The organism is Arthrobacter sp. ok909 (genome assembly GCF_900104405.1).
In the GTDB taxonomy this organism is placed as follows: Bacteria; Actinomycetota; Actinomycetes; order Actinomycetales; family Micrococcaceae; genus Arthrobacter; species Arthrobacter humicola.
On record NZ_FNJS01000015.1, the window covers coordinates 88,217 to 111,604 of the forward strand.

The 23,388-nt window shown below is 65.0% G+C and carries 19 protein-coding genes and 1 tRNA gene; 9 read left to right on the forward strand and 11 right to left on the reverse strand.

Going from position 1 to position 23,388, the window contains the following annotated elements; translation table 11 throughout:
• Window positions 1–4: 4 nt before the first annotated feature.
• From BLR03_RS13510 to BLR03_RS13540, 7 genes are all read right to left on the reverse strand, one after another.
• Window positions 5–2,791, reverse strand: coding sequence for an ABC transporter permease (locus tag BLR03_RS13510; RefSeq protein WP_091253331.1), 2,787 nt, complete (start codon window positions 2,789–2,791; stop codon window positions 5–7).
• A gap of 205 nt (window positions 2,792–2,996) precedes the next feature.
• Window positions 2,997–4,592, reverse strand: coding sequence for a phosphoglycerate dehydrogenase (gene serA / locus BLR03_RS13515; protein WP_091253333.1), 1,596 nt, complete (start codon window positions 4,590–4,592; stop codon window positions 2,997–2,999).
• Window positions 4,593–4,728: 136 nt separating this feature from the next.
• On the reverse strand, window positions 4,729–5,754 hold the full coding sequence (gene ilvC / locus BLR03_RS13520; RefSeq protein ID WP_091253334.1) for a ketol-acid reductoisomerase: 1,026 nt from the start codon (window positions 5,752–5,754) through the stop codon (window positions 4,729–4,731).
• A 97-nt stretch (window positions 5,755–5,851) separates the two neighbouring features.
• Window positions 5,852–6,364: an acetolactate synthase small subunit gene (ilvN, locus tag BLR03_RS13525; protein ID WP_018773531.1), complete on the reverse strand. Its 513-nt coding sequence runs from the start codon at window positions 6,362–6,364 to the stop codon at window positions 5,852–5,854.
• 2 nt (window positions 6,365–6,366) lie between these two features.
• Window positions 6,367–8,265: an acetolactate synthase large subunit gene (locus BLR03_RS13530; protein WP_091253335.1), complete on the reverse strand. Its 1,899-nt coding sequence runs from the start codon at window positions 8,263–8,265 to the stop codon at window positions 6,367–6,369.
• 415 nt (window positions 8,266–8,680) lie between these two features.
• Window positions 8,681–10,402, reverse strand: a complete 1,722-nt coding sequence (gene ilvD, locus BLR03_RS13535; RefSeq protein ID WP_091253336.1) for a dihydroxy-acid dehydratase — start codon at window positions 10,400–10,402, stop codon at window positions 8,681–8,683.
• A 99-nt stretch (window positions 10,403–10,501) separates the two neighbouring features.
• Entirely contained in the window at window positions 10,502–11,470 is a 969-nt protein-coding gene (locus BLR03_RS13540) for a LysR family transcriptional regulator (RefSeq protein WP_091253338.1), read from the reverse strand.
• Between the two features lie 214 nt (window positions 11,471–11,684).
• Here BLR03_RS13540 and BLR03_RS13545 point away from each other — a divergent pair, with 214 nt between their 5' ends.
• From BLR03_RS13545 to BLR03_RS13555, 3 genes are all read left to right on the forward strand, one after another.
• On the forward strand, window positions 11,685–12,761 hold the full coding sequence (locus BLR03_RS13545) for a sunset domain-containing protein (RefSeq protein ID WP_091253350.1): 1,077 nt from the start codon (window positions 11,685–11,687) through the stop codon (window positions 12,759–12,761).
• Between the two features lie 28 nt (window positions 12,762–12,789).
• On the forward strand, window positions 12,790–13,887 hold the full coding sequence (locus BLR03_RS13550; protein ID WP_091253351.1) for a PQQ-dependent sugar dehydrogenase: 1,098 nt from the start codon (window positions 12,790–12,792) through the stop codon (window positions 13,885–13,887).
• A 115-nt stretch (window positions 13,888–14,002) separates the two neighbouring features.
• A tRNA-Lys gene (locus BLR03_RS13555) sits at window positions 14,003–14,078 on the forward strand.
• 115 nt (window positions 14,079–14,193) lie between these two features.
• On the opposite strand, the gene BLR03_RS13560 is transcribed toward BLR03_RS13555, so the two are convergent.
• Window positions 14,194–14,511, reverse strand: a complete 318-nt coding sequence (locus tag BLR03_RS13560; RefSeq protein ID WP_175460548.1) for a tyrosine-type recombinase/integrase — start codon at window positions 14,509–14,511, stop codon at window positions 14,194–14,196.
• A gap of 46 nt (window positions 14,512–14,557) precedes the next feature.
• Window positions 14,558–14,713 (reverse strand): site-specific integrase, encoded by a 156-nt coding sequence (locus BLR03_RS24435; protein WP_175460549.1) that lies wholly within the window; start codon window positions 14,711–14,713, stop codon window positions 14,558–14,560.
• A gap of 152 nt (window positions 14,714–14,865) precedes the next feature.
• Between BLR03_RS24435 and BLR03_RS13565 the strand changes: the two genes are divergently transcribed.
• Window positions 14,866–15,459, forward strand: coding sequence for a YdcF family protein (locus BLR03_RS13565; protein ID WP_175460550.1), 594 nt, complete (start codon window positions 14,866–14,868; stop codon window positions 15,457–15,459).
• 1,077 nt (window positions 15,460–16,536) lie between these two features.
• On the opposite strand, the gene BLR03_RS13570 is transcribed toward BLR03_RS13565, so the two are convergent.
• Window positions 16,537–17,505, reverse strand: a complete 969-nt coding sequence (locus BLR03_RS13570) for a LysR family transcriptional regulator (protein WP_091253357.1) — start codon at window positions 17,503–17,505, stop codon at window positions 16,537–16,539.
• A 198-nt stretch (window positions 17,506–17,703) separates the two neighbouring features.
• Between BLR03_RS13570 and BLR03_RS13575 the strand changes: the two genes are divergently transcribed.
• The 5 genes from BLR03_RS13575 to BLR03_RS13595 all read left to right on the forward strand — a co-directional run bounded on the left by BLR03_RS13575 (window position 17,704) and on the right by BLR03_RS13595 (window position 22,606).
• A complete protein-coding gene (locus tag BLR03_RS13575; protein ID WP_217639789.1) occupies window positions 17,704–18,990 on the forward strand; it encodes a glycine cleavage T C-terminal barrel domain-containing protein in 1,287 nt (428 codons plus the stop codon).
• A gap of 46 nt (window positions 18,991–19,036) precedes the next feature.
• Window positions 19,037–19,879 (forward strand): formyltetrahydrofolate deformylase, encoded by an 843-nt coding sequence (gene purU, locus BLR03_RS13580; RefSeq protein ID WP_217639791.1) that lies wholly within the window; start codon window positions 19,037–19,039, stop codon window positions 19,877–19,879.
• Window positions 19,880–19,881: 2 nt separating this feature from the next.
• Entirely contained in the window at window positions 19,882–20,730 is an 849-nt protein-coding gene (gene folD, locus BLR03_RS13585) for a bifunctional methylenetetrahydrofolate dehydrogenase/methenyltetrahydrofolate cyclohydrolase FolD (protein ID WP_091253361.1), read from the forward strand.
• Between the two features lie 83 nt (window positions 20,731–20,813).
• Complete coding sequence (locus BLR03_RS13590) at window positions 20,814–22,148, forward strand: MFS transporter (RefSeq protein WP_091253362.1); 1,335 nt, start codon at window positions 20,814–20,816, stop codon at window positions 22,146–22,148.
• Window positions 22,149–22,324: 176 nt separating this feature from the next.
• Window positions 22,325–22,606: a hypothetical protein gene (locus tag BLR03_RS13595; RefSeq protein WP_091253364.1), complete on the forward strand. Its 282-nt coding sequence runs from the start codon at window positions 22,325–22,327 to the stop codon at window positions 22,604–22,606.
• Window positions 22,607–22,657: 51 nt separating this feature from the next.
• Here BLR03_RS13595 and BLR03_RS13600 read toward each other — a convergent pair whose 3' ends face one another.
• Window positions 22,658–23,128: a MarR family winged helix-turn-helix transcriptional regulator gene (locus BLR03_RS13600; RefSeq protein WP_091253365.1), complete on the reverse strand. Its 471-nt coding sequence runs from the start codon at window positions 23,126–23,128 to the stop codon at window positions 22,658–22,660.
• Window positions 23,129–23,388 lie beyond the last annotated feature (260 nt).

Consider the following 23,388-nt stretch of genomic DNA (forward strand, 5'->3'; position numbering starts at 1 on the left):
TTAGTCATTGGACCACTTTCGTTGCAATCGGAATCCAGCAAAGTACAGCCACGAGGCCGGCGAGGGCGGCCCACAGTGCGGCATAGGGCGCGAGGAGGAGGCCGATGCCGAGGGCGCCCACAATACCCAGCGGCAACGCGACGGTTCCCACCATGGCATTTTCGAAGAAGCGGACCTGGCCCAGCATGTCCGGGTTCCAGCCCATGGCCCGCAGCGTGCCGAGGTACTGGCGCTTGGCCTGCAGCTCGAACCGCCCGGTGACCATAGTCAGTACCAGGCCGACGGCCACGCCGGACAAGGCCAGGATGATGCTCGGGAGCGCGATGCTGGCCGCGGCCAGCCCGCCCAGCGCGCTGGCGCCGGCGGCCCGGGGAATGTCGATCAGCAGGGCGACCAGCCCGCCCACGGCGGCGGCGAAAACACCGACGGCAACAGCCAGCGCGATGGTGTTGAACTTGTTGGTGCTCAGCTGCCGGTTGGCGAAGGTCAGCGGGGAATCAATCGCTATGAGCCGCTCATCGTGCTGCGGCTCCTGGTCCACTTCCTCGCGGTGGCGCAGCTGCTGCGCGGCGAAGAAGGCGGCGCCCACGTACAACGCCAGGACCGAAGCCGAGACGATCGCGGTGGCCGTGCTCCAGGTGATCAGGCTCAGGGCGATCCCGACGACGGCCAGCAGGCCCGCGCCGACGCCGAATTCGGCCAGCACCCAGGAACGGATCCTGCGCTGCGTCCAGCCCATGGCACGCAAGGTACCGGCCTCGCTGCGCCGTTTGCGGACGTAGCTGACGGTGGAGGCACCGGTCAGCAGGGCGGCACCGCACAGGGTCAGGAACAGCAGGGTCAGGTTTGTGGTGGTCAGGGAGCCGGAGACGGCGTCCGCGGCGTTCTGGCGGACCCACGACTGCTGCACGGTGCCCAGCGGCGATTCCTTGCCGGCGTCGTCCTTGGAGTAGCCGGGAACGGCAATGCTGGCGTCTTCGCGGGCGGAACCGGCCACGACGGTGGCTTCCAGGCCCATGTCGCGGATCTCGTTGGCGAGCTTCTCCACCTCGGGCTGCGCCTGCTTCCAGCTGCCCGGGACCTTGGCCCGGACGCGGACGGCGTCGATCACATTGGCGTTAGTGTCGTACCCGCGGGCCGCGGCGAGGCCGTAGAAGTCGGTGATGGCACCGGCGGACTGGCTGACCAGACCCGTGGCGCTCAGGGACGGCTTGAGTTCGGTGCTGGTCTGGTTGCCGGCCGCGTCCTTGGTCAGGGTGAACGGCGCGGGGTCATAGCCGCCCAGGGGCAGCCGGTTGACGTCGCCGGCAGCTTCCTTGACCGCCGAGGGGTCGAACGTGCCGTAGACCATGGCCAGCGGGGTGGCGAGCTTCTTGCCGGTCTCGAGGTTGTCCCGGTAGGAGCGCTCGTCGACGGGATCGCGCTGGGTCTGGTCGACGGCTTCGCCGTTGGCGGCCTTGTCCGGGAGCCGGTTCACGGTGACCCAGTCGCCGGGCATGGCGCTCTTGTCCACAGCGCCGTTGGCGGCGGTTGCACCGTCTTTGTACTTGGGGGCAGCGGCGAAGTTGGTGGTCCAGGTGGCCGGGTCGTAGAGGCCCTGGCTGAAGGCTGCGGTGTCGCCCATGAGCTGGGTGAGGTCCTTGGACCCGGGCCAGGCGAGGGCGAACGGGGACTTGGAGACGAACGGGAGGTAGTCCTTGTCCAGCGAGCGGGTCACGGTGCCGACGTCCTTGATGACGTTGCCGGAGTCGTCGATTTCCTCGATCTTGACCGAGTACTTCAGGTCCAGGGCGGTGCCGGAGCGCACGATCAGCGGGATGGCCTGAGAATCGGCGGTGAGCTGGCCGTCGCGCTTGGCCTGCTGGTACTGGGTCATCAGCGGGGCCCAGTACTTGAGCTTGACGCCGAGGAAGTCGGGGCCTTCCTTGAGCTCGTCCATGCTGATGCCGTTGGTGAAGAGGCTCTCGAAGTGGCGGCCGATCGCGCCGGCGTTGCGGGCATCGGCGGGCGGGGCCTTCTCCAGCGGAGCCAGGAAGTCACCGGCCGTGCCGAGCAGGGCGCGTTCGGAGACGGGGTCGACGGCGACCACGGACTCGGTCACCTGCGGCGCCATGGGCAGGGAGACGGAGAGGTTGAAGAGGTTGTGCTCGGAGCCGCCGGCGGGGGTGGGGAACTTGATGCCGGTTTCGCCGGCCGGGCCCTGGATGCGGACGTTCTTGCCGCCGGCCACCTGCTCTTCGACCAGCTTGGCCTTGCCGAGGGTTCCTTCGGCCGTGGTCTTGAAGAGGGTCTGGTCGGAGTGGCCGTCGGAGCTGACGGCGCTGGCGGTGAGGCGGTATTTTTTCGGGGTGTCGCTCAGGACAGATTCCGCGGCCGGCCATTTGCTCGGGTCCGTGGCGGTCGGGTCGCCGGCCGTGCCGGCGAGGCCCGCGTTGAAGCCGAGGTAGTCGGTGGCGTCCAGCCGGGGCGCCTCGAGGTTCTGGGTGACGCGGGAGACCAGGCTGATGGGCGCGGCCACCGACGTGCCGGAGAGCTTCCGGATCGCGTCCAGCTGGTCGAAGCTGATGCCGCCCTGCCCGGTGGCGATGTCCGGCTGCATCAGGCCGCCGTTGTCACCGGCCTTGGCCTGGACCAGGACGTCGTAGAGCCCCCGGGAGTTTTGGTCCACGGTCCTGCTCAGCGCCGCCTGGGACTGACCCTGGACGAGGACTGAGAGGCACATGGCCACGATCAAAATGGACGCGGTCAGCAGAAGCACTCTGCTTCTGATGAACCTCTGGACGGCGTTCATTGGGCTCCTGAAAGCTGGATTGCGTGCGCACGCCGCAGTTCATTTCCTGCGGAATTGGAGGCGTCCCATGCCGGGCGTGCAAAAGTAAAGGCCGGTCTGCCGGCCAAGACCCGAAATTCGGTCCTAGCCATTGTACGCAGACCGGCCGCCCGCTCACGGACGCCGGCGGCTCTCAAGCCGCCGCCGGCGCCCTGCGGGGAGGATTTCAGTCCTCGAGGTCAACCTCGCGGACCATGTCAGCGCCGATCCCGGCCTTGATCGCGTCAAGGACCTGCTGGGGAACGGAGCTGTCGATGGTCAGCAGGGCGAGCACCTGGCCGCCCTCAGTCTGGCGTGCCACCTGCATGCCGGCGATGTTGATGTTGTTCATGCCCAGAATGTGGCCGATCGTGCCGATCACGCCGGGGCGGTCCGAGTAGGCCACCACCACGAGGTGCTCGCTGATCGGGATCTCCACCTCGTAGCCGTTGACGCCCACGAGCTTCTGGATCTGCTTCGGGCCGGTGAGGGTTCCCGCGACGGAGATCTGGCTGCCGTCGCTGAGGGCGCCGCGCAGGGTCAGCACGTTGCGGTAGGACTCGGTGTCCGGCGTCGTGATGAGCCGGACGTTGATGCCGCGCTGTTCGGCGATCACCGGGGCGTTGACGTAGGAGACCTGCTCGGTCACGACGTCGGCGAAAATCCCCTTAAGGGCCGCGAGTTCCAGGACCTTGACGTCGAGGGAGGAGATCTCACCGGCCACCTCGACGTCGAACTGCGTGAGGGAGGCGTGGGTCAGCGCGGTGAAGATGCGGCCGAGCTTTTCCATCAGCGGGATGCCGGGGCGGACGTCCGGGGCGATGACGCCGCCGGCGACGTTGACGGCGTCCGGGACCAGTTCGCCGGCCAGCGCGAGGCGGACGGACTTGGCGACGGAGACGCCGGCCTTCTCCTGGGCCTCGTCGGTGGAGGCGCCCAGGTGCGGGGTCACCACGACGTTGTCGAGCTTGAAAAAGGGCAGGTCGGTGCTGGGCTCCTTGTTGAAGACGTCGACGCCGGCACCGGCGATGTCGCCGGCCTGCAGCGCGGTGTAGAGGGCTTCCTCGTCCACCAGGCCGCCGCGGGCGACGTTGACGACGTAGGCCGTGCTCTTCATTTTCTTGAAGGCGTCGGCGCCGAGCATGCCGACAGTCTCCGGGGTCTTGGGCATGTGGATGGTGATGAAGTCCGACTGCGCGAGGAGCTCATCGAGGGTCACCAGCTGGACGCCGAGCTGGGCGGCCCGGGCGGAGGTGATGTAGGGGTCGTACGCGAGGATCTTGGTGTCGAAGCCCTTCAGGCGGGCGGCCACCAGGGCGCCGATCCGGCCGAGGCCGATGATGCCGATCTTCTTTTCGAAGAGTTCGATGCCGGTGTACTTGGAGCGTTTCCACTCCCCGTCCTTGAGCGCGGAGCTGGCCTGCGGAATGTGGCGGGCGAGGCTCAGGATGTGCCCGACCGTCAGTTCGGCGGCGGAGACGATGTTGGAGGTGGGCGCGTTGACCACCATGACGCCGGCCTGCGTGGCGGCCTTGATGTCCACGTTGTCCAGGCCCACGCCGGCGCGGGCGATCACCTTGAGGTTCTTGGCGGCGGCGATGGCCTCGGCGTCCACCTGGGTGGCGGAGCGGACCAGGATCGCGTCGACGTCGGCGATCGCGGAGAGCAGCTGGGAACGGTCGGAGCCGTCAGTCTGGCGGATTTCAAAGTCCGGGCCGAGGGCCTCGACTGTGGCGGGCGAAAGTTCCTCAGCGAGGAGTACGACAGGTTTGGTGCTTGTCACCGGTGACCTCTTTAGCTCTCTTGTGTATCTGGTGGGGATTTTGGTGAATCAGGTGGTGCTGGTGAGACGGGTGGTGCTGGACAGCAGGGAAGCCGGACCCCCAGGAAAAGGTGTCCGGCTCCCCTGCCGGCAATGCTTAGCGGGCTGCGGAACCTTCGACGTAGTCCGCGTCCTGCTGCTGCCAGGCGAACAGGGACCGCAGTTCGCGGCCCACAGCCTCGATCGGGTGCTGCTCGGCCTTGGCCCGCAGCGCCTTGAACTCGGGAGCGCCGGCGTCCTGGTCGTCGATGAAGCGCTTGGCGAAGGCGCCGTCCTGGATGTCCTTCAGGACTGCCTTCATGTTCTCCTTCACCTCGGGGGTGATGACGCGCGGGCCGGAGACGTAGTCGCCGTACTCTGCGGTGTCCGAGACGCTCCAACGCTGCTTGGCGATGCCGCCTTCCCACATGAGGTCAACGATGAGCTTGAGCTCGTGGAGCACCTCGAAGTAGGCGATCTGCGGCTGGTAGCCGGCCTCGGTCAGGGTCTCGAAGCCGTACTGGACCAGCTGGGACACGCCGCCGCAGAGGACAGCCTGCTCGCCGAAGAGGTCCGTTTCGGTCTCTTCGGTGAAGGTGGTCTTGATGACGCCGGCGCGGGTGCCGCCAATGGCCTTGGCGTAGGACTTGGCCAGCTCCCAGGCGGAACCGGTGGCGTCCTGCTCAACGGCGATGATGTCCGGGATGCCGCGGCCGGCTTCGAACTCGCGGCGCACGGTGTGGCCGGGAGCCTTCGGGGCGATCAGGATGACGTCAACGCCCTCCGGTGCCTTGATGTAGCCGAAGCGGATGTTGAAGCCGTGGGCGAAGGCCAGGGCCTTGCCGGGGGTCAGCTTGTCCTTGATGGAGTCGTTGTAGATCGAGCGCTGGTACTGGTCCGGCGCCAGGATCATGATGACGTCGGCCCATTCGGCGGCGTCTGCGACGTTCTTGACCGTGAAGCCTGCGTCCTCAGCCTTGGCGATGGACTTCGAGCCTTCCTTGAGCGCGATGGCAACCTCGACGCCGGAATCGCGCAGGTTCAGCGCGTGGGCGTGGCCCTGGGAGCCGTAGCCGACAATGGCAACTTTGCGACCCTGGATGATCGACAGGTCTGCGTCGTCGTCGTAGAACATTTCAGTCACTTGCGTAACTCCTCTTGAGTGGTTTTTCGATGTTGTCTGTGGTGCTGCGGTTTGGGACGCAACGCTCGGCCAGGCAGTTGCCTGCGCCGTTACTTGCTTACGCGCTGCGCAAGGCCCTGTCACTCATGGAGCGGGATCCCCGCCCAACGGCCAAGGTGCCGGACTGCACGATTTCGCGGATGCCGAAGGGCTCAAGCACTGACAGGAGTGCCGTGAGCTTCTCGGGGTGGCCCGTTGCCTCAATGACCACCGACTCTGTGGAGACGTCGACCACTGAAGCGCGGAACAGGTCTGCAGCCTGGGTGACCTGCAGGCGTGTTGCGGCATCCGCACGTACCTTGACCAGGATGTGGTCGCGCTGTACGGAAGATTCTGAGGTGAGCTCGACGATCTTGATCACGTTGACCAGCTTGTTCAGCTGTTTGGTGACCTGTTCGATCAGCTCGCCGTCGGCGTCGACCACGACGGTCATCCGGGACATGCCCGGGACCTCGGTGGGGCCGACGGCCAGGGAATTGATGTTGAAGGCCCTGCGGGCGAAGAGGCTGGCGACGCGCGTCAGCACACCGGGCTTGTCTTCGACCAGAACGGACAATGTGTGGCGGGTCATGTTCAGTCCTCCTCTTCCCATTCCGGGGTCATGTTGCGGGCAACCTGGATCTGGTCGTTACTGACCCCCGAGGGGACCATCGGCCACACCATCGAGTTGGGGCTCACGACGAAGTCGATGACCACGGGGCGGTCATTGATCTCCAGGGCCTTCTGGATGGTGGCGTCGATGTCCTCGTCGCGTTCGCAGCGGAAGGCAGCGCAGCCGTAGGCGTCCGCCAGCTTGACGAAGTCCGGAATGCGGATGGTGTCATGGCCGGTATTGAGGTCGGTGTTGGAGTAGCGGCCCTCGTAGAAGAGGGTCTGCCACTGCCGGACCATGCCCAGCGAGGAGTTGTTGATGATGGCAACCTTGATCGGGATCTTGTTGATCGCGCAGGTGGCCAGTTCCTGGTTGGTCATCTGGAAGCAGCCGTCGCCGTCGATCGCCCAGACCACGCGGTCCGGTTCACCCACCTTGGCGCCCATGGCCGCCGGCACGGCGTAGCCCATGGTGCCGGCGCCGCCGGAGTTCAGCCAGGCGTGCGGGCGTTCGTACTTAATGAACTGCGAGGCCCACATCTGGTGCTGTCCGACGCCGGCGACGTACACGCCCTCGGGTCCGGTCAGGGCACCGATGCGTTCGATCACGCGTTGCGGGGCGCTGAGGCCGTCCTCGGGTTCGGTCCAGCCGAGCGGGTAGGTTTCCTTGAGGTTGTTCAGGAATGCCCACCAGTTGGTCAGATCCGGGGTGCCGAACGCTTCGAACTGCGTGCGCAGGGCCTCGCTCAGTTCCGGAATGATCTCCTTGACCGAGCCAACGATCGGGACGTCGGCCGTGCGGTTCTTGGAGATCTCCGCCGGATCGATGTCGGCGTGGATGACCTTGGCGTTCGGGGCGAAGGACTTCAGGACGCCGGTCACGCGGTCATCGAACCGTGCGCCGAGCGTGATGAGGAGGTCGGACTGCTGCAGGGCGGTCACGGCGGAAACGGTGCCGTGCATGCCCGGCATGCCCACGTGCTGCGGGTGCGAGTCCGGGAACACGCCGCGGGCCATCAGGGTGGTCACCACGGGTGCGCCGGTCAACTCGGCCAGTTCGCGCAGTTCGGCCGAGGCGTGGGCCTTGACCACACCGCCGCCGACATAGAGCACGGGCTTGCTGGCGGCGGTAATGAGCCGGGCGGCCTCGCGGACCTGCTTGCTGTGGCCGCGCAGCACCGGCCGGTAGCCCGGCAGATCGATCTTGGGCGGCCAGGAGAACGTCATCTGGCCCTGCTGGGCGTCCTTGGCGACATCGACGAGGACGGGTCCCGGGCGTCCGGTGGAGGCCAGGTGGAAGGCCTCGGCCATGACGTGCGGGATGTCGTTGGGGTCGGTGACCAGGAAGGAGTGCTTCGTGATCGGCATGGTGATCCCGACGATGTCCGCTTCCTGGAATGCGTCGGTGCCGATCACCCCGCTGGACACCTGGCCGGTGATGGCCACCATCGGCACGGAGTCCATGTGGGCATCCATGATGGCGGTGACGAGGTTGGTGGCGCCCGGGCCAGAGGTGGCGATGCAGACGCCAACCCGTCCGGTGACCATGGCATAGCCTTGCGCGGCGTGGCCGGCTCCCTGTTCGTGACGGACCAGAACGTGGTTCATTTTGGAGGCCATCAAGGGGTCATAGGTGGGCAGGATCGCGCCACCGGGCAAACCGAAAATGTCCTGGACGCCGAGTTCTTCGAGCGAGCGGACAATTGCTTGCGAACCGGTCATAACGGTCGGGGGTACGACGTTGTTCGGTCCGAGGACAGGAGAGACGGCAGCAGTGTCGACGCCGGCGTCAGCCGGACGTTCGACGCGATCCGGAGCCTTGTGGGCTCCAGCGGACTTTGTGGCCATCAGCGAGGGGCTGATCGGCGATCCTTTGCTCATCGGACTCTTCCTTTGTGGATCTTCGGTGATCGTGGAACTTCTTGGGTCTTGCGTAGTGCTGGTGCTGCGGGAAATAAAAAAACCCCTCAGCCGACTGGCTCTTCGAGGGGTTGCGCGTGACGGTTCGTTACCAGTCGGGCTAGTCAGCCACGCGCTTGGTAAGTACGACGACGGATGCACCGGCGGTAACGATCTCGATCATGCGTTCAGTTTTCCCTCTGAGTGAGACAAGTGTCAACGAGCCGGGCACCTGTCTCACTATGTGGACAACGCTGTCCACTGGTTGGTCGCTTGATCTTCCCTGGCCCGGGGCGCCGACTGGCGAGCCGCCCACCCTGGGCGGCAGGGCTTAATAAGGGGAATGCCGAGGGCCCCTGAGTGAACGGCGCTCAGCGCCGTCCACCCAGGGTAGGCATTACCCGCAGTAGGCGCCGGTGGAGGCGCTGTGGACGAGCTTGGCGTACTTTGCGAGGACGCCCTTGGTGAACTTGGCCGGCAGGGGTTCCCAGCCGACCTTGCGGGACTCGAGCTCGGACTCGTCGACCAGGAGGTCGAACGTGCGGGCCGCGATGTCGACCCGGATCCGGTCGCCGTCCTTGACGAACGCGATCGGGCCGCCGTCGACGGCCTCCGGTGCGACGTGGCCGATGCACAGGCCCGTGGTGCCGCCGGAGAACCGACCGTCGGTGAGCAGCAGGACATCCTTGCCCAGGCCCGCGCCCTTGATGGCGCCGGTGATGGCGAGCATCTCGCGCATGCCGGGGCCGCCCTTGGGTCCCTCGTAGCGGATGACGACGACGTCGCCCTTGTGGATCTCGCCCTTGTCCAGCGCGTCCAGGGCGCCCTGCTCGCGCTCGAACACGCGGGCGGTGCCTTCGAAGACGTCCGCGTCGAAGCCGGCGCTCTTGACGACGGCGCCCTCGGGGGCCATCGAGCCGTGCAGGATGGTGATGCCGCCAGTCTTGTGGATCGGGTTGTCCATGGCGCGGAGCACTTTGCCGTCCGGGTCCGGCGGGTTGATCGCGGCGAGGTTTTCCGCCACGGTCTTGCCCGTGACGGTGAGGCAGTCACCGTGCAGCAGGCCGGCGTCGAGCAGTGCCCTCATGATGACCGGCACGCCGCCGATCTTGTCGACGTCGGTCATCACATAACGGCCGAACGGCTTGAGGTCGCCCAGATGCGGGATCTTGTCGCCGATCCGGTTGAAGTCGTCCAGGGTCAGCTCGACCTCGGCTTCGCGGGCGATGGCGAGCAGGTGCAGCACGGCGTTGGTGGACCCGCCGAAGGCCATGGTGACGGCGATCGCGTTCTCGAAGGCCTTCTTGGTCATGATGTCCCGGGCGGTGATGCCCAGGCGCAGGAGGTTGACCACGGCCTCGCCGGACTTGTGCGCGAAGGCATCTCGGCGGCGGTCCGCGGAGGGCGGCGCGGCCGAGCCGGGCAGGGACATGCCCAGGGCCTCACCGATGCACGCCATGGTGTTTGCGGTGTACATGCCGCCGCAGGCGCCTTCGCCCGGGCAGATGGCCTTTTCGATGCGGTCCAGGTCCTCGCGGCTCATCTTCCCGGCGGCGCAGGCACCGACGGCCTCGAACGCGTCGATCAGGGTGACTTCCTTTTCGGAGCCGTCCTCGAGCTTGACCCAGCCGGGCATGATCGAGCCGGCGTAGAGGAACACGGCCGCGAGGTCCAGGCGGGCCGCGGCCATCAGCATGCCGGGCAGGGACTTGTCGCACCCGGCCAGCAGGACGGAGCCGTCGATCCGCTCGGCCTGCATGACGGTCTCGACGGAGTCGGCAATGACTTCGCGGGAGACGAGGGAGAAGTGCATGCCCTCATGCCCCATGGAGATGCCGTCGGAGACGGAAATGGTGCCGAACTGCATCGGGAACCCGCCGCCGGCGTGGACGCCTTCCTTGGCGCCCTGGGCGAGCCGGTTCAACGAAAGGTTGCAGGGAGTGATCTCGTTCCACGAACTCGCCACACCGATCTGCGGCTTCGCGAAGTCGTCATCGCCCATGCCGACCGCCCGGAACATGCCGCGCGCGGGCGCGGCGTGGATTCCATCGGTAACGACCCGGCTGCGGGGCTTGATGTCCGGCTTGGTGTCTGTTGCTGTTTGGGTGTCCTGACTCATGGCTCAAAGTCTAGGCGTCTGCCCCAGACCCCAACGACCCCACGAGGGAGCGTTAAGCGGAAAACCGGGAATATTTCGATCAAATAGTGGACTCTCATCTCACATGATGAAATCCGCGGCCGCTTGGCCTCGAATTCGGTGAGCCGCGTCACGCAGTTCCGGAGCTTCGGCGACCGCCTGGGCCTCGGCCTTCAGCATCGCCAGGACCTGCTGGATGGTGGTCCGGGCCGCGACGTCGGGACGGGCGAGGGCAACAATACTGCGGTTGGCCTTTACGCCCTCGAGCGGGCGCAGGACGAATCCGCGGTCCTGGTTGCTGACAGCCGTGTACCGCGGCAGCAGGCTGAGCCCGTGGCCGGCACTGACAAGGGCTTCGAGAACGCGCAGATCGGGGAACTGCTGGGCGCGGACAGCGTGTGAGTCGGCCCGTAGCTCAATCTGGCGCAGCACGGTATCGAAGGGAAAGCCCTCGGGAACGCCCATCCAGGGGAAGCCCACGACGTCCTCGGCGCACAGCGTGGCCTTGGCGGCCAGCGCGTGCCCCGCGGGCAGGGCCACGTCCAGGGGTTCCTCCAGCAGCGGCACCACGGCCAGGCCCTGGCCGCCGAAGACTTCGGGACCGTCGACGCTGTGGGCCAGGACGATGTCATAGTCCGCGGTCAGCCCGGCGAACCCGGCAACGCCGGGATCCTCGAAGTGCGCTTCGAGGCGGAGACCTTCGATGGCCTTGACCCGGTGCAGGAGGCCCGGGAGGAACATCTCCGCCGCGCTGGGAAAAAAGGCTGCCACAACCCGCGTCTGCCAGCCTCGCCGGTAGGTGTCGATGGTTGCCTCGGCCCGTGCCATGGCGGTGGACACCTCGGCCGCAGCGCCAGCCATGGCCAGGCCAGCCTCGGTGAGCCGCACTCCCCTGCCGGACTTCTCCACCAGGACGACGCCCAGTTCTTCCTGCAGGGTTTTGAGCTGTTGAGACACAGCCGACGGCGTCACTTTCATGGCCTCGGCGGTGGCGCCCACCGTGCCGCGGTCGGCGAGTTCGCGCAGAATCCGCAGTCGCTTGAAATCCATGAGGCGAGGCTACACGGCGGGCCCGGGTCGTTTCCGGTTTCCAGCCGGCCCACGGGGCCATCCCCGCCGTCCCGGGAGGCGGCCGCGTCGGCCCCGTGAAGGGTGGACAGCCGGCTTGGCCCGGACGTACGGTCAAGCATCGGCAACCATGCCTCATGTACTGAAACTCATGGACTGAATCTCATGGACTGAATATGGACTGAAAGGCTCTGCTATGGACTGGATTGTCTGGCTCGTCGTCATCATCGTGGTGGTCGCTGTGGTCTGGGCCGTGCTCAACCGCAACAAGAGCCGCCCGGGCGCAGGTTCCGCCTCCACCGGAACCACCAGCACCGGCAGCTCTTCCGGCACGTCGACCGGTTCGACGTCGACCGGGACGACGGCGGCGGGTGCCGGACCGGCGGGCGGGGCGATGGCGGCGGCGGCGCCGGAAGCGATGCAAACACCTGAGGCGGCCTCGTCGGCGATGCCGCCGGCGGAGACGGCTGCACTGGAGACCCCTGCGCCGCAGGCCACTGCAGACAAAATGACCCCCGCTCCCGAACCGGCAGCGCCCCCGACAACCGAACCGGCCGCGGGCGCAGCCACGGCCGCGGCCGCCGCGCCGGAAGCCCCGGGTGCTGCGGACAGCGCCGAGTGGGAGACCCAGTGGTCCGAGACCGCCGCACCGGCCGATGCGCATGCGGCCACGACCCACCACGAACCGGCCCACGGTGCACACGTTCCGGGAGTTGCCGCCGAAACTCCGACAGCGGCCGAACCGGCGGCTGCTGCCGGGCCTCCGGTGCACCATCCCGAATACACCGAGCCCCACTCGCCGACACTGCCCGGAGCTGAGACGGCAGCCGCGGAGGCGGCCGACAACGAAGGCGCCACCGTCACTGCCGGCAACGCTGCCCCTGGTGCTGCGAATAGCACCGTCGCTGCCGCCGCAGCGATGCCCGAGGCGCCCGGCCCCGCGACAGGAGCAGCGTCAGCGGCAACGCCCCTTGCCGAGGCGGAAACCACGCAGATGGCCGCCTCGTCCGCGGCAACGGAGGCTTCCGCAAGCCACACGGCCGAGCCCACAGGCCACCTCGCTACTGACCAGCCCTACGGCGAGGGATCGGCAGCCCCGGCGGCCGACGGCAGCGGACCCGAAGGCTTCACCGTCAAGGGCAACGCATCGTCGATGACCTACTACGAAGACTCCAGCCCGGCGTACGAAGAAGCCCGGGCAGAGGTGTGGTTCGTCTCCGCAGCGCACGCCGAAGCCGCCGGCTTCCGTCCGCCCCGCCGGACGCGCCAGTAGCAGCCGGCCCGGTTCCGACAACTTTCCCTTGCTGCTCCGCCGTCTCGTGGTCAGGGCAACAGCCCTCGCCGTTGCCCTGATCGTCTTAAGCGCCTGCACCGGCGGCGGTGCCTCCTCTCCCACGCCCCGGCAAGGGGGCGTGCCTGCCACCGGCGCGCCGGGGACGGCGGGCGAGCCCACGGTGGCGGAGCGGATTGACGGCCTGCAGGTGCCGTGGTCCACGGTCTACCTCCCGGACGGCACCGCCGTCGTCTCCGAACGCGACTCCGCCCTGGTACGGACCATCAACGACGGACACCTGGGCACACTGGGCAAGGTGCCCGGCGTCGTACCGGGCGGCGAAGGCGGCCTCCTGGGCCTTGCCCTGTCCCCTGACTTCGCGACGGACCACTACCTTTACGCGTATTTCACCGCGGCCGACGACAACAGAATCGCCCGCATGCGGCTCGAGGACCGCGGCGGGCGGTGGGAACTGGGCGCCCCGGAGACCGTTTTCACGGGGATCCCGAAGGCTGGCACGCACAATGGCGGACGGATCCGTTTCGGTCCCGACGGCTTTCTGTATGTGGGAACCGGCGATTCGCAGCGCAGGGAGCAGCCGCAGGACAGCAGGGCCCTCGGCGGGAAGATCCTCCGGCTCACGGCCGATGGCCGGCCGGCGCCTGGAAACCCTTTCGGCGAGAACCCGGTCTACAGCCTGGGCCACCGGAACGTGCAAGGACTTGCCTGGGACGGCGCGGGCAGGTTGTGGGCCAGCGAATTCGGCCCCGATGTCAACGACGAGCTCAACCTGATCGTGCCAGGCGGCAACTACGGCTGGCCGGACGTCACCGGCGCCCCGCACCGCGCCGGCTTCCTGGACGCCAAAGTCGTGTGGCCGTCGACGGCGGATTCCTCGCCCAGCGGGCTCGAAATTGTCGGCAACACCGCCTACCTGGGCGCCCTGCGCGGGCAAAGGTTGTGGGCCGTTCCCCTCAAGGGCGAATTCGCCGGCGACCCTGTGAGCTATTTCACAGGAAAGTACGGCCGGATCCGGAACGTTTCACTCGCCCCCGACGGCCGCCTGTGGCTCCTCAGCAACGGCGAAAACCCTGATTTTGCGCTGATTTTGAACCTTCACGGCTAACGCGGCCCCTCCCCAGCACCCCGATTTCACACCGCGGCCAAACTCGTGTAGAGTTTCATGTCGTTGCGGAGAACAACGGGGAAAGAAAAAGCCCCGGTGGACAAGAACAACAGATGCACCTCTAGCTCAACTGGCAGAGCAATTGACTCTTAATCAATGGGTTCCGGGTTCGAGTCCCGGGGGGTGCACCACCAAGAAACCGCTCCAACACTAGCGAAAGCCAGGGTTGGAGCGGTTTTTTTATTTGCCCAAAAACAGCCCTACTCGTCGTTTAGTCGTCGTTTGAACGGTGCACCAGCGGGGCGGTTAGTGGACCAGTATGACCCGGCTGTTCAACTGCTCCAGAATCAGCGAAGAGTCCGGCGCGTTCCGGTTCCGCTCAATGTAGTGCTTCTTCGTGATGGCATCCGAGCTGTGCCCAAGCTGCCGTGAGGCAATGAGGGAACCAGACTCGCGCTCAATCAGCGTGGCGACCGCCTTGCGGAACGAGGAGGGCTTGACACCCTCCCACTCTTTGCCGCGTGCCTCACGCCACAACCTACGGAAGTTTGCCGGCTCCATCGGCTCGCCGTTTCGGTTAGGGAACACCAGGTCACCGGCGGCACCCGCTTTCCTGCGCCTCAACAGCTCCAGACCGAACAGAGGCAGCGTGAGAACGCGCTTCCCGGATTCAGATTTCGGGAAAGCTTAGCGATGCAGGCCGCTCACGGAATCCCGCCTTCACGGTCCCCGTCACAGCAATCGTCCGCATCCTGAAATCAACATCCGAGAACTGCAACGCCAGCAACTCCCCCGGCCGCAGCCCGGTTGCCAGGAACATATCCATCGCATCCAAAGTGGAAGCCCTCCCCGGCTTCTCCCCCGAGGCGCCTTGCCCTGAGCGGGTAGCCGGTGACAACGGATAGAATTCTGCTCGAGCGTGCAACGGTGCCTCCCATCCACCAATCACCAGAGGACGATATGACCGCTTGGACCTCAATGACTGAAAAGAAAGCCTCAGCATCAGGCCGTCGGCGGAAGCTTCTCGGCAGAACAGTCGCCTGGTTCGCCGTACCAATCCTGCTCCTTTGGGCCGCCGCCGGCCTGTTCCTTTACGTGACGCCCCCCAGTGATGCACCGAGACACGCAGATGTGCTTTTCGTCCTGGGACCCCCAGATAGCCGCATAGCTTATGCAGAGCAGCTGATGGAACAGGGCTACGCCCGCACCCTCGCTGTGTCTGTACCACTGGACAAGCACGGATCGCCGGGCCTGGCCCTTTGCAATGAACGGCGCACCTACCGGATCATCTGCTTCCGCCCCGCGCCCTTCACAACGCAAGGAGAAGCGCGGGAACTCAAGGAACTGACAGACAAGAACGGCTGGACGAGCGCGGATGTGCTGACCGTCCAGTTTCATCTCACCCGGGCGCGGGTGGTAGTGCAGCGCTGCTACACGGGAGACTTGAGCATGGTTGCCTACCGACAGAACCTGCCGCTGATCTCGTTCACGAAACCGATAGAGTCATGGGCCTACCAGTACGCCTACCAAACTGCCGCCTTCGTAAAAGTGGCACTAAACGAGGCATGCTGACCAGCGGACAGGCCAACGAAAACGGCCCATAAGACCGGTTAAGTTCCCAACTGAAATCGCCCCGTCATCTTCGGATGGCGGGGCGATTTCGTGCGTCCATGGCGCAGGTCAGAGGTCCAGGTCATTTCCGGAGCCCATCTCCAGTTCTTCTGCGCAGTCTTCGCAGTAAAGCAAGTCAGTCACAACACCGCAGCAAGGGCATCTATGTTCTCGGGCACGCGGGTCCATCACGTTGAAGTTCACCCATAGATCATCGGTGAGTAATCTGAGAGAAGTATGGAAATTATCCGACAACCCGGTGGCAACGCGTGAACTACTCTCATGCGCCCGAGGCTTGGGATGTGGCCCACCCCCGACAATTGTTGCCTCGGGCCACATCCACGTGGACATCGTTGCACGCCAGCGTCATCGACAAGCCTTTTTGACTTGCAAAGTCGGGGCACATATGTTTGAAGAGTTCCGTCGCAACCCCCAATAGTGACGGCACAAACAGAAAGCCCCCGCGCCGTCGACCTCCCCCGGTCTGGCGCGGGGGCTTTCTGCGTTCCGGCTGCCGGCGCTCCGAGGCGGATGTCATGGGCGCCAATCCACCAAAGCGCTGACCGTCGCAGTAATTCGCTGCCGTACCGTTTACCATCGGGAAATGATCCGAGAAAGATTCGCCGACGGCGGACTCGCCTTGCATGAGTTGTCCTACGCGGAGCTGAGCGAGCATATATTCCCATTAGCCTGGGGTGGGTTTGGGGCGTCTGAACTGCGGTTTTACGCCTAGACAGGTGTCCTTGACGCCAAGATGGAGAAGGTCGAAGCACGTTCATGCGTGGTCCAGACCCACGCGCCTGGACAGGGCTGACGTGCCGCCCCGTGGCAGAGCGGGCATGCCTTCTTCATAGTTTTCATGGCTGGAGCGTATGGCCGGGGTCGGCCATGGTTCGGCTGCGGATCATGGCCGGGCCTCACAACCGGCCAGGGAGTTTCTCGAGATGGGCGCCCTGCTGGGTGTACTGACGGCTGGTGCATGTCCACAATCCGCCACTTAGAGGTCCAACGGCTCGGACACGCGGGCTTCCGGGCCGGCTAGTCGACTGCTATTGCTTGCTGCACGCCACGTAAGGCAGCCCCTCTGACGTACTTCGGGTAGGGGTACTGCGTCAGGGACGTGGCGATTATTTCACGGACCCAGTCCACGGGAGGAGATGGGATGTCGCGTCGGTAGGTATACAGGGTGACGCGGCCGGGTGCGATGTTGAAAGGCAGCGCAAACTGGCGGACCGATCCGTGGGACTCGATGATGTCGGCGAGGGCTTTGGGTACGACGCTGATGTGGTCTGTCACGGCAAGGGTCTGCGCGACCACGGCAAAACTTGGGAGGGTGATGGTCACGGAGTCACGGACGCCCAGTTCGGCCAGCCTGTGGACGACATGCTCGTGCCCCAACGCCTTCGACACGACAACATGTTTTTCGGCGGCGATTTCCTCCATCGATGGGCTGTCGGAGATGCGCGGGTGCGTCCTGGCACAGACGCCCACGTAGGGCATGTCCATAAGGTGCTCACCCAGCACGTCACTCTCGGGTATGGCAGGGATCCCGATTGCCGCGTCGATTTCGTTGCGCCGTAGTCGATCGTGGAGCTGGGAGATATCCAGCGGTATGACGTCGAGACGAACATTCGGCGCGGCCTCCAGCACGGCCGAAACGATGTAAGGAAACAGTGCCATGAGACCCAGGTCGGTCATCATGAGCCGAAACCGGTGGGACGTGCTGGCAGGATCGAATTCGGAGACGCCTTGAACCGCTGAGTCGATCATCCGGAGTGACTGACTCAATTCCGGATAGAGACCACTTGCCGTCGGTGTCGCTTCCAGGCCTTTCGGTCCGCGGTGGAAAAGCGGGTCGCTGAAGAGTTTGCGCAGCTTCGACAGCGCGTAGCTGACGGAGGGCTGGCTGATGGCCAAAATTTCCGCCGCGTCGGTCACGCTTCTCGTCTCGTAAACCAGGACGAAGACGCGAAGGAGGTTCAGATCATACCTGCCGGATTCCTGCATAGAGCAACTATATTCCACAAAATAGATACCGTCTATATTCCTATTGTCAAATTCTATTTGATAAATACTAGGGCCGGATCTAGCCTTGAAGAAGTGGTGATATACACCACAGAATGACCAGGCCGAAGTTGATGGGTGATCCGCCAAACTTCCGAGGAGACCAGTCCTTTGGCCGATTTAGTAATAGAGGTGGCAACAATGACGTACACCGTTGACAGCATGCGCACGGCCCCCGAGGCCTACGCCTGGAGCCGTTTCGGGCAGCCCGAATACACGAACTGGCTTGATGAGAGCATGTCCTGGAAGGAGACCTGCTACATCGGTGACTGGTCCTTCCTGTGGCAGCACCGCTTCACGGGGCCCGACGCTCTGCGGCTGTTCTCCGACATCACCGTGAACAGCTACAAGAAGTTCGACATCGGCCAGTCCAAGCACGCGATCCACACGAACAAGGACGGCAAGGTCATCCATGAAGGGGTCCTGACCCGTTTCGGCGAGGAAGAATTCGTGGTTCACGGACGGGGCGGATTCTGGGCGGCATTCAACCTTGAGCGCGGCGGCTACAACGCCCAGGTAACCAAAGAGGACTGGTTCATTTTCCAGGTCTCCGGCCCGAACGCCGTCAAAGTGCTGCACGAACTCACCGACTCCCGGGACCTCCTGGAAGCAAAGTACATGCACGTCGTACCCGTCACCGTGGCCGGGCACAGCATCCACGCGTTGCGCCAGGGCATGGCCGGCGAGGTCGGATTCGAACTTCAGGGACCCAAGGAAATCGCCCAGGAGATCTACGACGCCGTCCTCGACGCAGGCAAGGACCACGGCATCCGGAAACTGGGCGGCCGGGTCGCCCTGATCAACCACCTTGAGGCATGCTTCCCCACCATCGCCACGGACTACATCCCGGCCATCTTCGATGAAGACATGGCCGACTACCTCGAATACTTCCGCTCTTCCATGCCGGCCTTTGCCCAGGCCGCCTACATCGCCGGCAGCTACAACGGCCAGGCGATCAGCGAGTACTACCGCAGCCCGGTGGAGCTCGGATGGGGCAAGGTCGTCAACACCGATCACGAGTTCCTCGGCCGTTTGGCCCTGGCCGCGGAGAAGGAGAATCCCAGTCGTGTCATCCGGACCCTGGAATGGAACGGGGAGGACGTCGCGGAGGTGCAGGCCTCGCTCTTCCAGGAAGGGGACCACTACGACTTCATGGAAATGCCCCGTGACCAGCGAGGTTTCATGTGGGCAGACCGGGTCGAGATCGACGGTCAGCTCGTCGGGGTCGCGACATCACGCGGATACTCCTACTACTTCCGCAAGATGCTCTCGCTGGCAACCATAGACATCGAGCACGCCGAGCCCGGCACTGAGGTGACCGTGATTTGGGGGGCCCCCGGCCACCCGCAGAAAGACATCCGGGCCATCGTCCGCCCGGCCCCCTACAAGACCGACAAGTCACGAGGTGATCTCCTTGCAACCGTCTAGCACCACCCTTCCGGCCAGGCCCGCCGCAACTGGCGGCACCGCCGATATTGGCTGCCTTAACGTCAGCTGCCCCGACCAGCCCGGCATCGTCGCCAAGCTGACCCAGCTTCTCGGTGCCCACGGGGCGAACATCATATCCCTCGACCAGTTCACTACCGGGCCCGAAAACGGCACCCTGTACCAGCGCACGGTCTTCCACCTTCCCGGGTTCGCCGCTAAACGGGAGACTTTGGAAGCGGACATCCAGACAAAACTCGCCGAACCGCTTGAGATGGACTGGAAACTCACTGACGCATCCAAGCGCAAGCGGGTCGCGATCTTCGCATCCAAAACCGACCACTGCCTGCTGGACCTGCTGTGGCGGCACCGCCGCGGGGAAATCCCCATGGACATCGTCATGGTCATCTCCAACCACCCGGATCTGGCCGACCAGGTGCGCCCGTTCGATATCCCCTACTTCTACGTCCCTGTTACCGGGGACAAGAAGGACGCCGAACGCCGGCACCTGGAACTGCTGAACGGCAACGTGGACCTCGTAGTCCTGGCCCGCTACATGCAGATCATCTCCGCGGAATTCCTCGACGAAGTCCAGGTCCCGGTGATCAACATCCACCACTCCTTCCTGCCTGCCTTCATCGGCGCCGGCCCGTACCAGAAAGCCAAAGACCGCGGGGTCAAGCTCATCGGCGCCACGGCCCACTACGTGACAAAGGACCTCGATGAGGGCCCGATCATCGAACAGGACGTCATCCGCGTCTCCCACCGGGAATCGACCCCGGAGCTCATGCGCTCCGGCGCCGATGTGGAGCGCGGGGTCCTCTCCCGGGCCGTCACCTGGCACTGCCAGGACAAGGTCATGCGCGACGGCAACACAACGATTGTGTTCTGACCATGACCGCCCACATCATCGACGGAAAATCACTCGCGGCCCGCCTCCGGGAACAGCTCCGGACGGACGTTGAGCATTTCAAACACTCCACTGGCCGCACCATCGGCCTCGCGACCGTCCTTGTCGGGGACGACCCGGCCTCAGAGGTCTATGTAGGCAGCAAACGCCGGCTCTCCAAGGAGGCCGGCATCGAGGACCACCACCGCCGGCTGCCAAAGGATGCCACCCAGGAACAGGTGGCTGCGGCACTGGACGAACTCGCAGCCGACCCCGCGGTCTCGGGCGTCCTGCTCCAGCTTCCCCTCCCTTCGCATCTGGATGCCAAAGCCCTGATCGACCGGATCCCTTGGGAAAAGGACGTGGACGGGCTGACGACAACCAGCGCCGGGCGCTTGGCACGCAGCGTGGAAGGGCTGCTGCCGTGCACGCCGCAGGGAGTCATCTCCCTGCTCGAAGACGAGGGTGTTGAGTTGCAGGGCGCCAACGCCGTTGTCGTCGGGCGCTCGGACCTCGTCGGAAAACCGCTGGCCCAGCTCCTCCTGCAAAAGAACGCCACCGTGACCATCGCGCACTCGAAGACGAAGGACCTGGCGGCCGTCACGCGCCAGGCCGAGGTGGTCATTGCCGCTGCCGGTATTCCCCACCTGATCGGCGCTGAACACATTTCCGCAGGGGCTGTCGTGATCGACGTCGGCATCCACCGCTCCGCAGAAGGGCTCATCGGTGACGTCGACTTCGACGCCGTCAGCAAGATCGCGTCAAAGATCACCCCGGTCCCCGGCGGTGTCGGCCCCATGACCATCGCCGAACTTCTCCGCAACACCCTCAAAGCAGCACAGCTCCAAAACTAGTCACCGCAATTGCCGGCCCTTAAGGGCTGGGCCGGCCCCCACCGCGCGCCCGCACGGTGGAACTCCGCTCCCAAGGAATCCCCATGTCCCAAACCAGTGTCGCCACCGTCGTCGGCAGCGCCAAAATCTCCCGTTTCCACCTCAAGGCGGCCGCTATTTGCGCCCTGCTTATGATCGCCGATGGATACGACCTTGTATCCTTTGGCTCCGTCATCCCCCACCTCATGAAGGACTGGGGCACGGACCCCGTCACCCTCGGCGTCGTGGGTTCCATGGCCCTTGCCGGCATGTTCGCCGGCGGGCTCATGGTCGCACCACTGGCCGACAAATACGGCCGCCGCAAACTCATCGTCGCCGGGCTGATCCTCGCCAGTATCGCTGCGTTCGCGTGCGCGTTCGCCGACACCCCGCTGGTACTGGGCGCACTGCGCTTCGTCGTAGGCGTGGCCCTGGGCGCGTTGGTTCCCAACTTCATGGCGCTCACGGGAGAACTCTCTCCCACCAAGTCCAAGGCGTTCTTCGTAGCCACCGTCTCGGCGTTCTACGCAGTAGGAGGAGTCGGCGCAGCGCTGCTGGCCATCTACATCGAGCCGGTACTGGGCTGGCGCGGAGTGTTTTACGTGGCCGGATTGTCCATCCTGCTGGTTCCAGTGGTGCTCAAGCACCTTCCTGAATCCCCGGAATATCTTGCCCTCGTTGGCCAGCGTGAACGCCTGGACGCAGTGATGAAGCAGATAGAACCCACTTGGAGTCCGAACACGGTAATCGCACCCCCGGCCCCGTCCTCCGGCAAGTCCCGAATCGCGCAGCTCTTCACGCACGGGAACGCCCTGGCGACCTCACTCATGTGGGTCTTCTTCATCATGACGATGGTCCTCAGCTACGCCCTGAACACCTGGCTGCCCACACTCATGCAAAACGCCGGCTTCGAGCTCGGCCCGGCCATGTGGACCCTCGTCATCCTCAACGCCGGCGGCCTGTTCGGCTCCATCGCGGGCGGCTGGATCGCCGGACGGACCTCCTACCGCAAGACCCTCGTTGGCTACTTCGCCCTGGCCATCGTGTCCTTGGTCCTTCTGTCCATAAAGCCCAACGCGATCATGCTGAATGTCCTGCTGTTCACCGCCGGAGCCGCAGTGATCGGGATCCTGGCCATCATCCATGCCTTCGCCGTCGAGTTCTACCCGGCCCACATCCGCAGCACCGGCGTCGGCTGGGCCACCGGCACCGGACGAATCGGAGCCATTGCCGGGCCAATCCTCGGAGGCGCTCTGGTCGCGGCGGGCCTGCCCCTACAGATGAATTTCGTGCTCCTGACTATCCCCGCAGTTCTCGGAGTCACCGCAGTCATCATCGTCACAGCGCGCCGATTCAAATCAGCAGCCACCAAAGGCGAAAAACCCGTCCTCGTACCCTGACCGACCCAACAACCCGGCGTCCCCGATCGGCAACAAACAGACACTGGATGGAAAAGATCGGAACAGATTCCATCAGGTCCCCGTCTCTGGACAAACAATCCCAGAGGCGGGGATTCCGGGCTCATGCCGCTGGCGTTTCCGCCAGCACGCTCGCGCCGGATCAGAAGGAGCCTCTTTTGCACCACAAACACACACTTGCAAGCACAGGCGACCATTCCCTGCTGCTGGCGAGGCCGGAGTCCGGAACCTCACGACGGAAGCTGGTCCTAGCCACCGACTGGACCACACTGGTCACCGGCGAGAAGGTGTGGACCCGCACCCAGACCCCGCCCCACACAGCAGGATGGGTCGATGAAGTCACACCGGATGGAAGCATCGCCTGGATCGTTACGAGCGGAGCCATTCGGCGCATGTATCACCACAGCGATGGTGACGAGCTGTGGACGGGCCAGGACTAGGCCGGCCGCCCAACCCATGAACGGATGCTTACGCGTGGAGGCAGCCAGTGCTCATGATTCCTGTTCGAGTTCTGCCAGTCGCGCCCGCACCTGGTCGCCGAGCCCGCAGATCAAGTCGAGCTGCTCCGGGGTGAGGTGGTCGATCAGAACCTTGCGCACGTCCATCACGTGCGGCGCGGCGGCAGCCTCGATGACCTCGCGACCTTGCGGTGTGATGACCACGACGGCGCCGCGCTGGTCCGCCGCGCAGCGTTCACGGCCCACGAGACCGCGCTTTTCCATCCGGGTCAGATGCTGCGAGAGCCGGCTCTTCTCCCAGCGCAGAACGTCGCCTAGCGCAAACGCCCGCAGCCGCCCGTCCGGCGCCTCCGACAGGTGCGCCAGCACCTGGTAATCGGCGCTCGACAGACCGCTGCGCTGGCGCAACTGCCGCTCGATGTACTGGGACAGATCGGCCTGCATCGTCATCAGGCTACGCCAGGCACGCTGCTCCCGGTCGTCCAGCCAACGTTGATCACTCATACCTGCCACGTTACCCCATAGTTGACATGTTAACCATCTGGTGCCTACAGTTTGGTTAACACATAAACTACCTGGAGGTTTTGCCGTGACCATCACAGCCATCGTTCTCAGCGCTCTACTGGCCCTCGCCGCACTGGGCGCGGGCATCCCCAAGATCAGGCTCAAGGGCGATATCCCGCGCCAACTGCAGGAACACATGGGCGCCAGCGCCTCCCTCACCCGGTTCATCGGCCTGGCCGAGGCCGCCGCGGCGATCGGAC

What these genes read in the sequence shown, in the direction of transcription:
- BLR03_RS13575 (WP_217639789.1), top strand. Translation starts at nt 17,704, where the DNA reads ATGACGTACACCGTTGACAGCATGCGCACGGCCCCCGAGGCCTACGCC.
- ilvN (WP_018773531.1), bottom strand. Translation starts at nt 6,364, where the DNA reads ATGACCCGCCACACATTGTCCGTTCTGGTCGAAGACAAGCCCGGTGTG.
- ilvD (WP_091253336.1), bottom strand. Translation starts at nt 10,402, where the DNA reads ATGAGTCAGGACACCCAAACAGCAACAGACACCAAGCCGGACATCAAG.
- folD (WP_091253361.1), top strand. Translation starts at nt 19,882, where the DNA reads ATGACCGCCCACATCATCGACGGAAAATCACTCGCGGCCCGCCTCCGG.
- BLR03_RS13590 (WP_091253362.1), top strand. Translation starts at nt 20,814, where the DNA reads ATGTCCCAAACCAGTGTCGCCACCGTCGTCGGCAGCGCCAAAATCTCC.
- BLR03_RS13510 (WP_091253331.1), bottom strand. Translation starts at nt 2,791, where the DNA reads ATGAACGCCGTCCAGAGGTTCATCAGAAGCAGAGTGCTTCTGCTGACC.
- BLR03_RS13565 (WP_175460550.1), top strand. Translation starts at nt 14,866, where the DNA reads ATGACTGAAAAGAAAGCCTCAGCATCAGGCCGTCGGCGGAAGCTTCTC.
- BLR03_RS13600 (WP_091253365.1), bottom strand. Translation starts at nt 23,128, where the DNA reads ATGAGTGATCAACGTTGGCTGGACGACCGGGAGCAGCGTGCCTGGCGT.
- BLR03_RS24435 (WP_175460549.1), bottom strand. Translation starts at nt 14,713, where the DNA reads ATGGATATGTTCCTGGCAACCGGGCTGCGGCCGGGGGAGTTGCTGGCG.
- BLR03_RS13570 (WP_091253357.1), bottom strand. Translation starts at nt 17,505, where the DNA reads ATGCAGGAATCCGGCAGGTATGATCTGAACCTCCTTCGCGTCTTCGTC.
- BLR03_RS13540 (WP_091253338.1), bottom strand. Translation starts at nt 11,470, where the DNA reads ATGGATTTCAAGCGACTGCGGATTCTGCGCGAACTCGCCGACCGCGGC.
- BLR03_RS13545 (WP_091253350.1), top strand. Translation starts at nt 11,685, where the DNA reads ATGGACTGGATTGTCTGGCTCGTCGTCATCATCGTGGTGGTCGCTGTG.
- BLR03_RS13530 (WP_091253335.1), bottom strand. Translation starts at nt 8,265, where the DNA reads ATGAGCAAAGGATCGCCGATCAGCCCCTCGCTGATGGCCACAAAGTCC.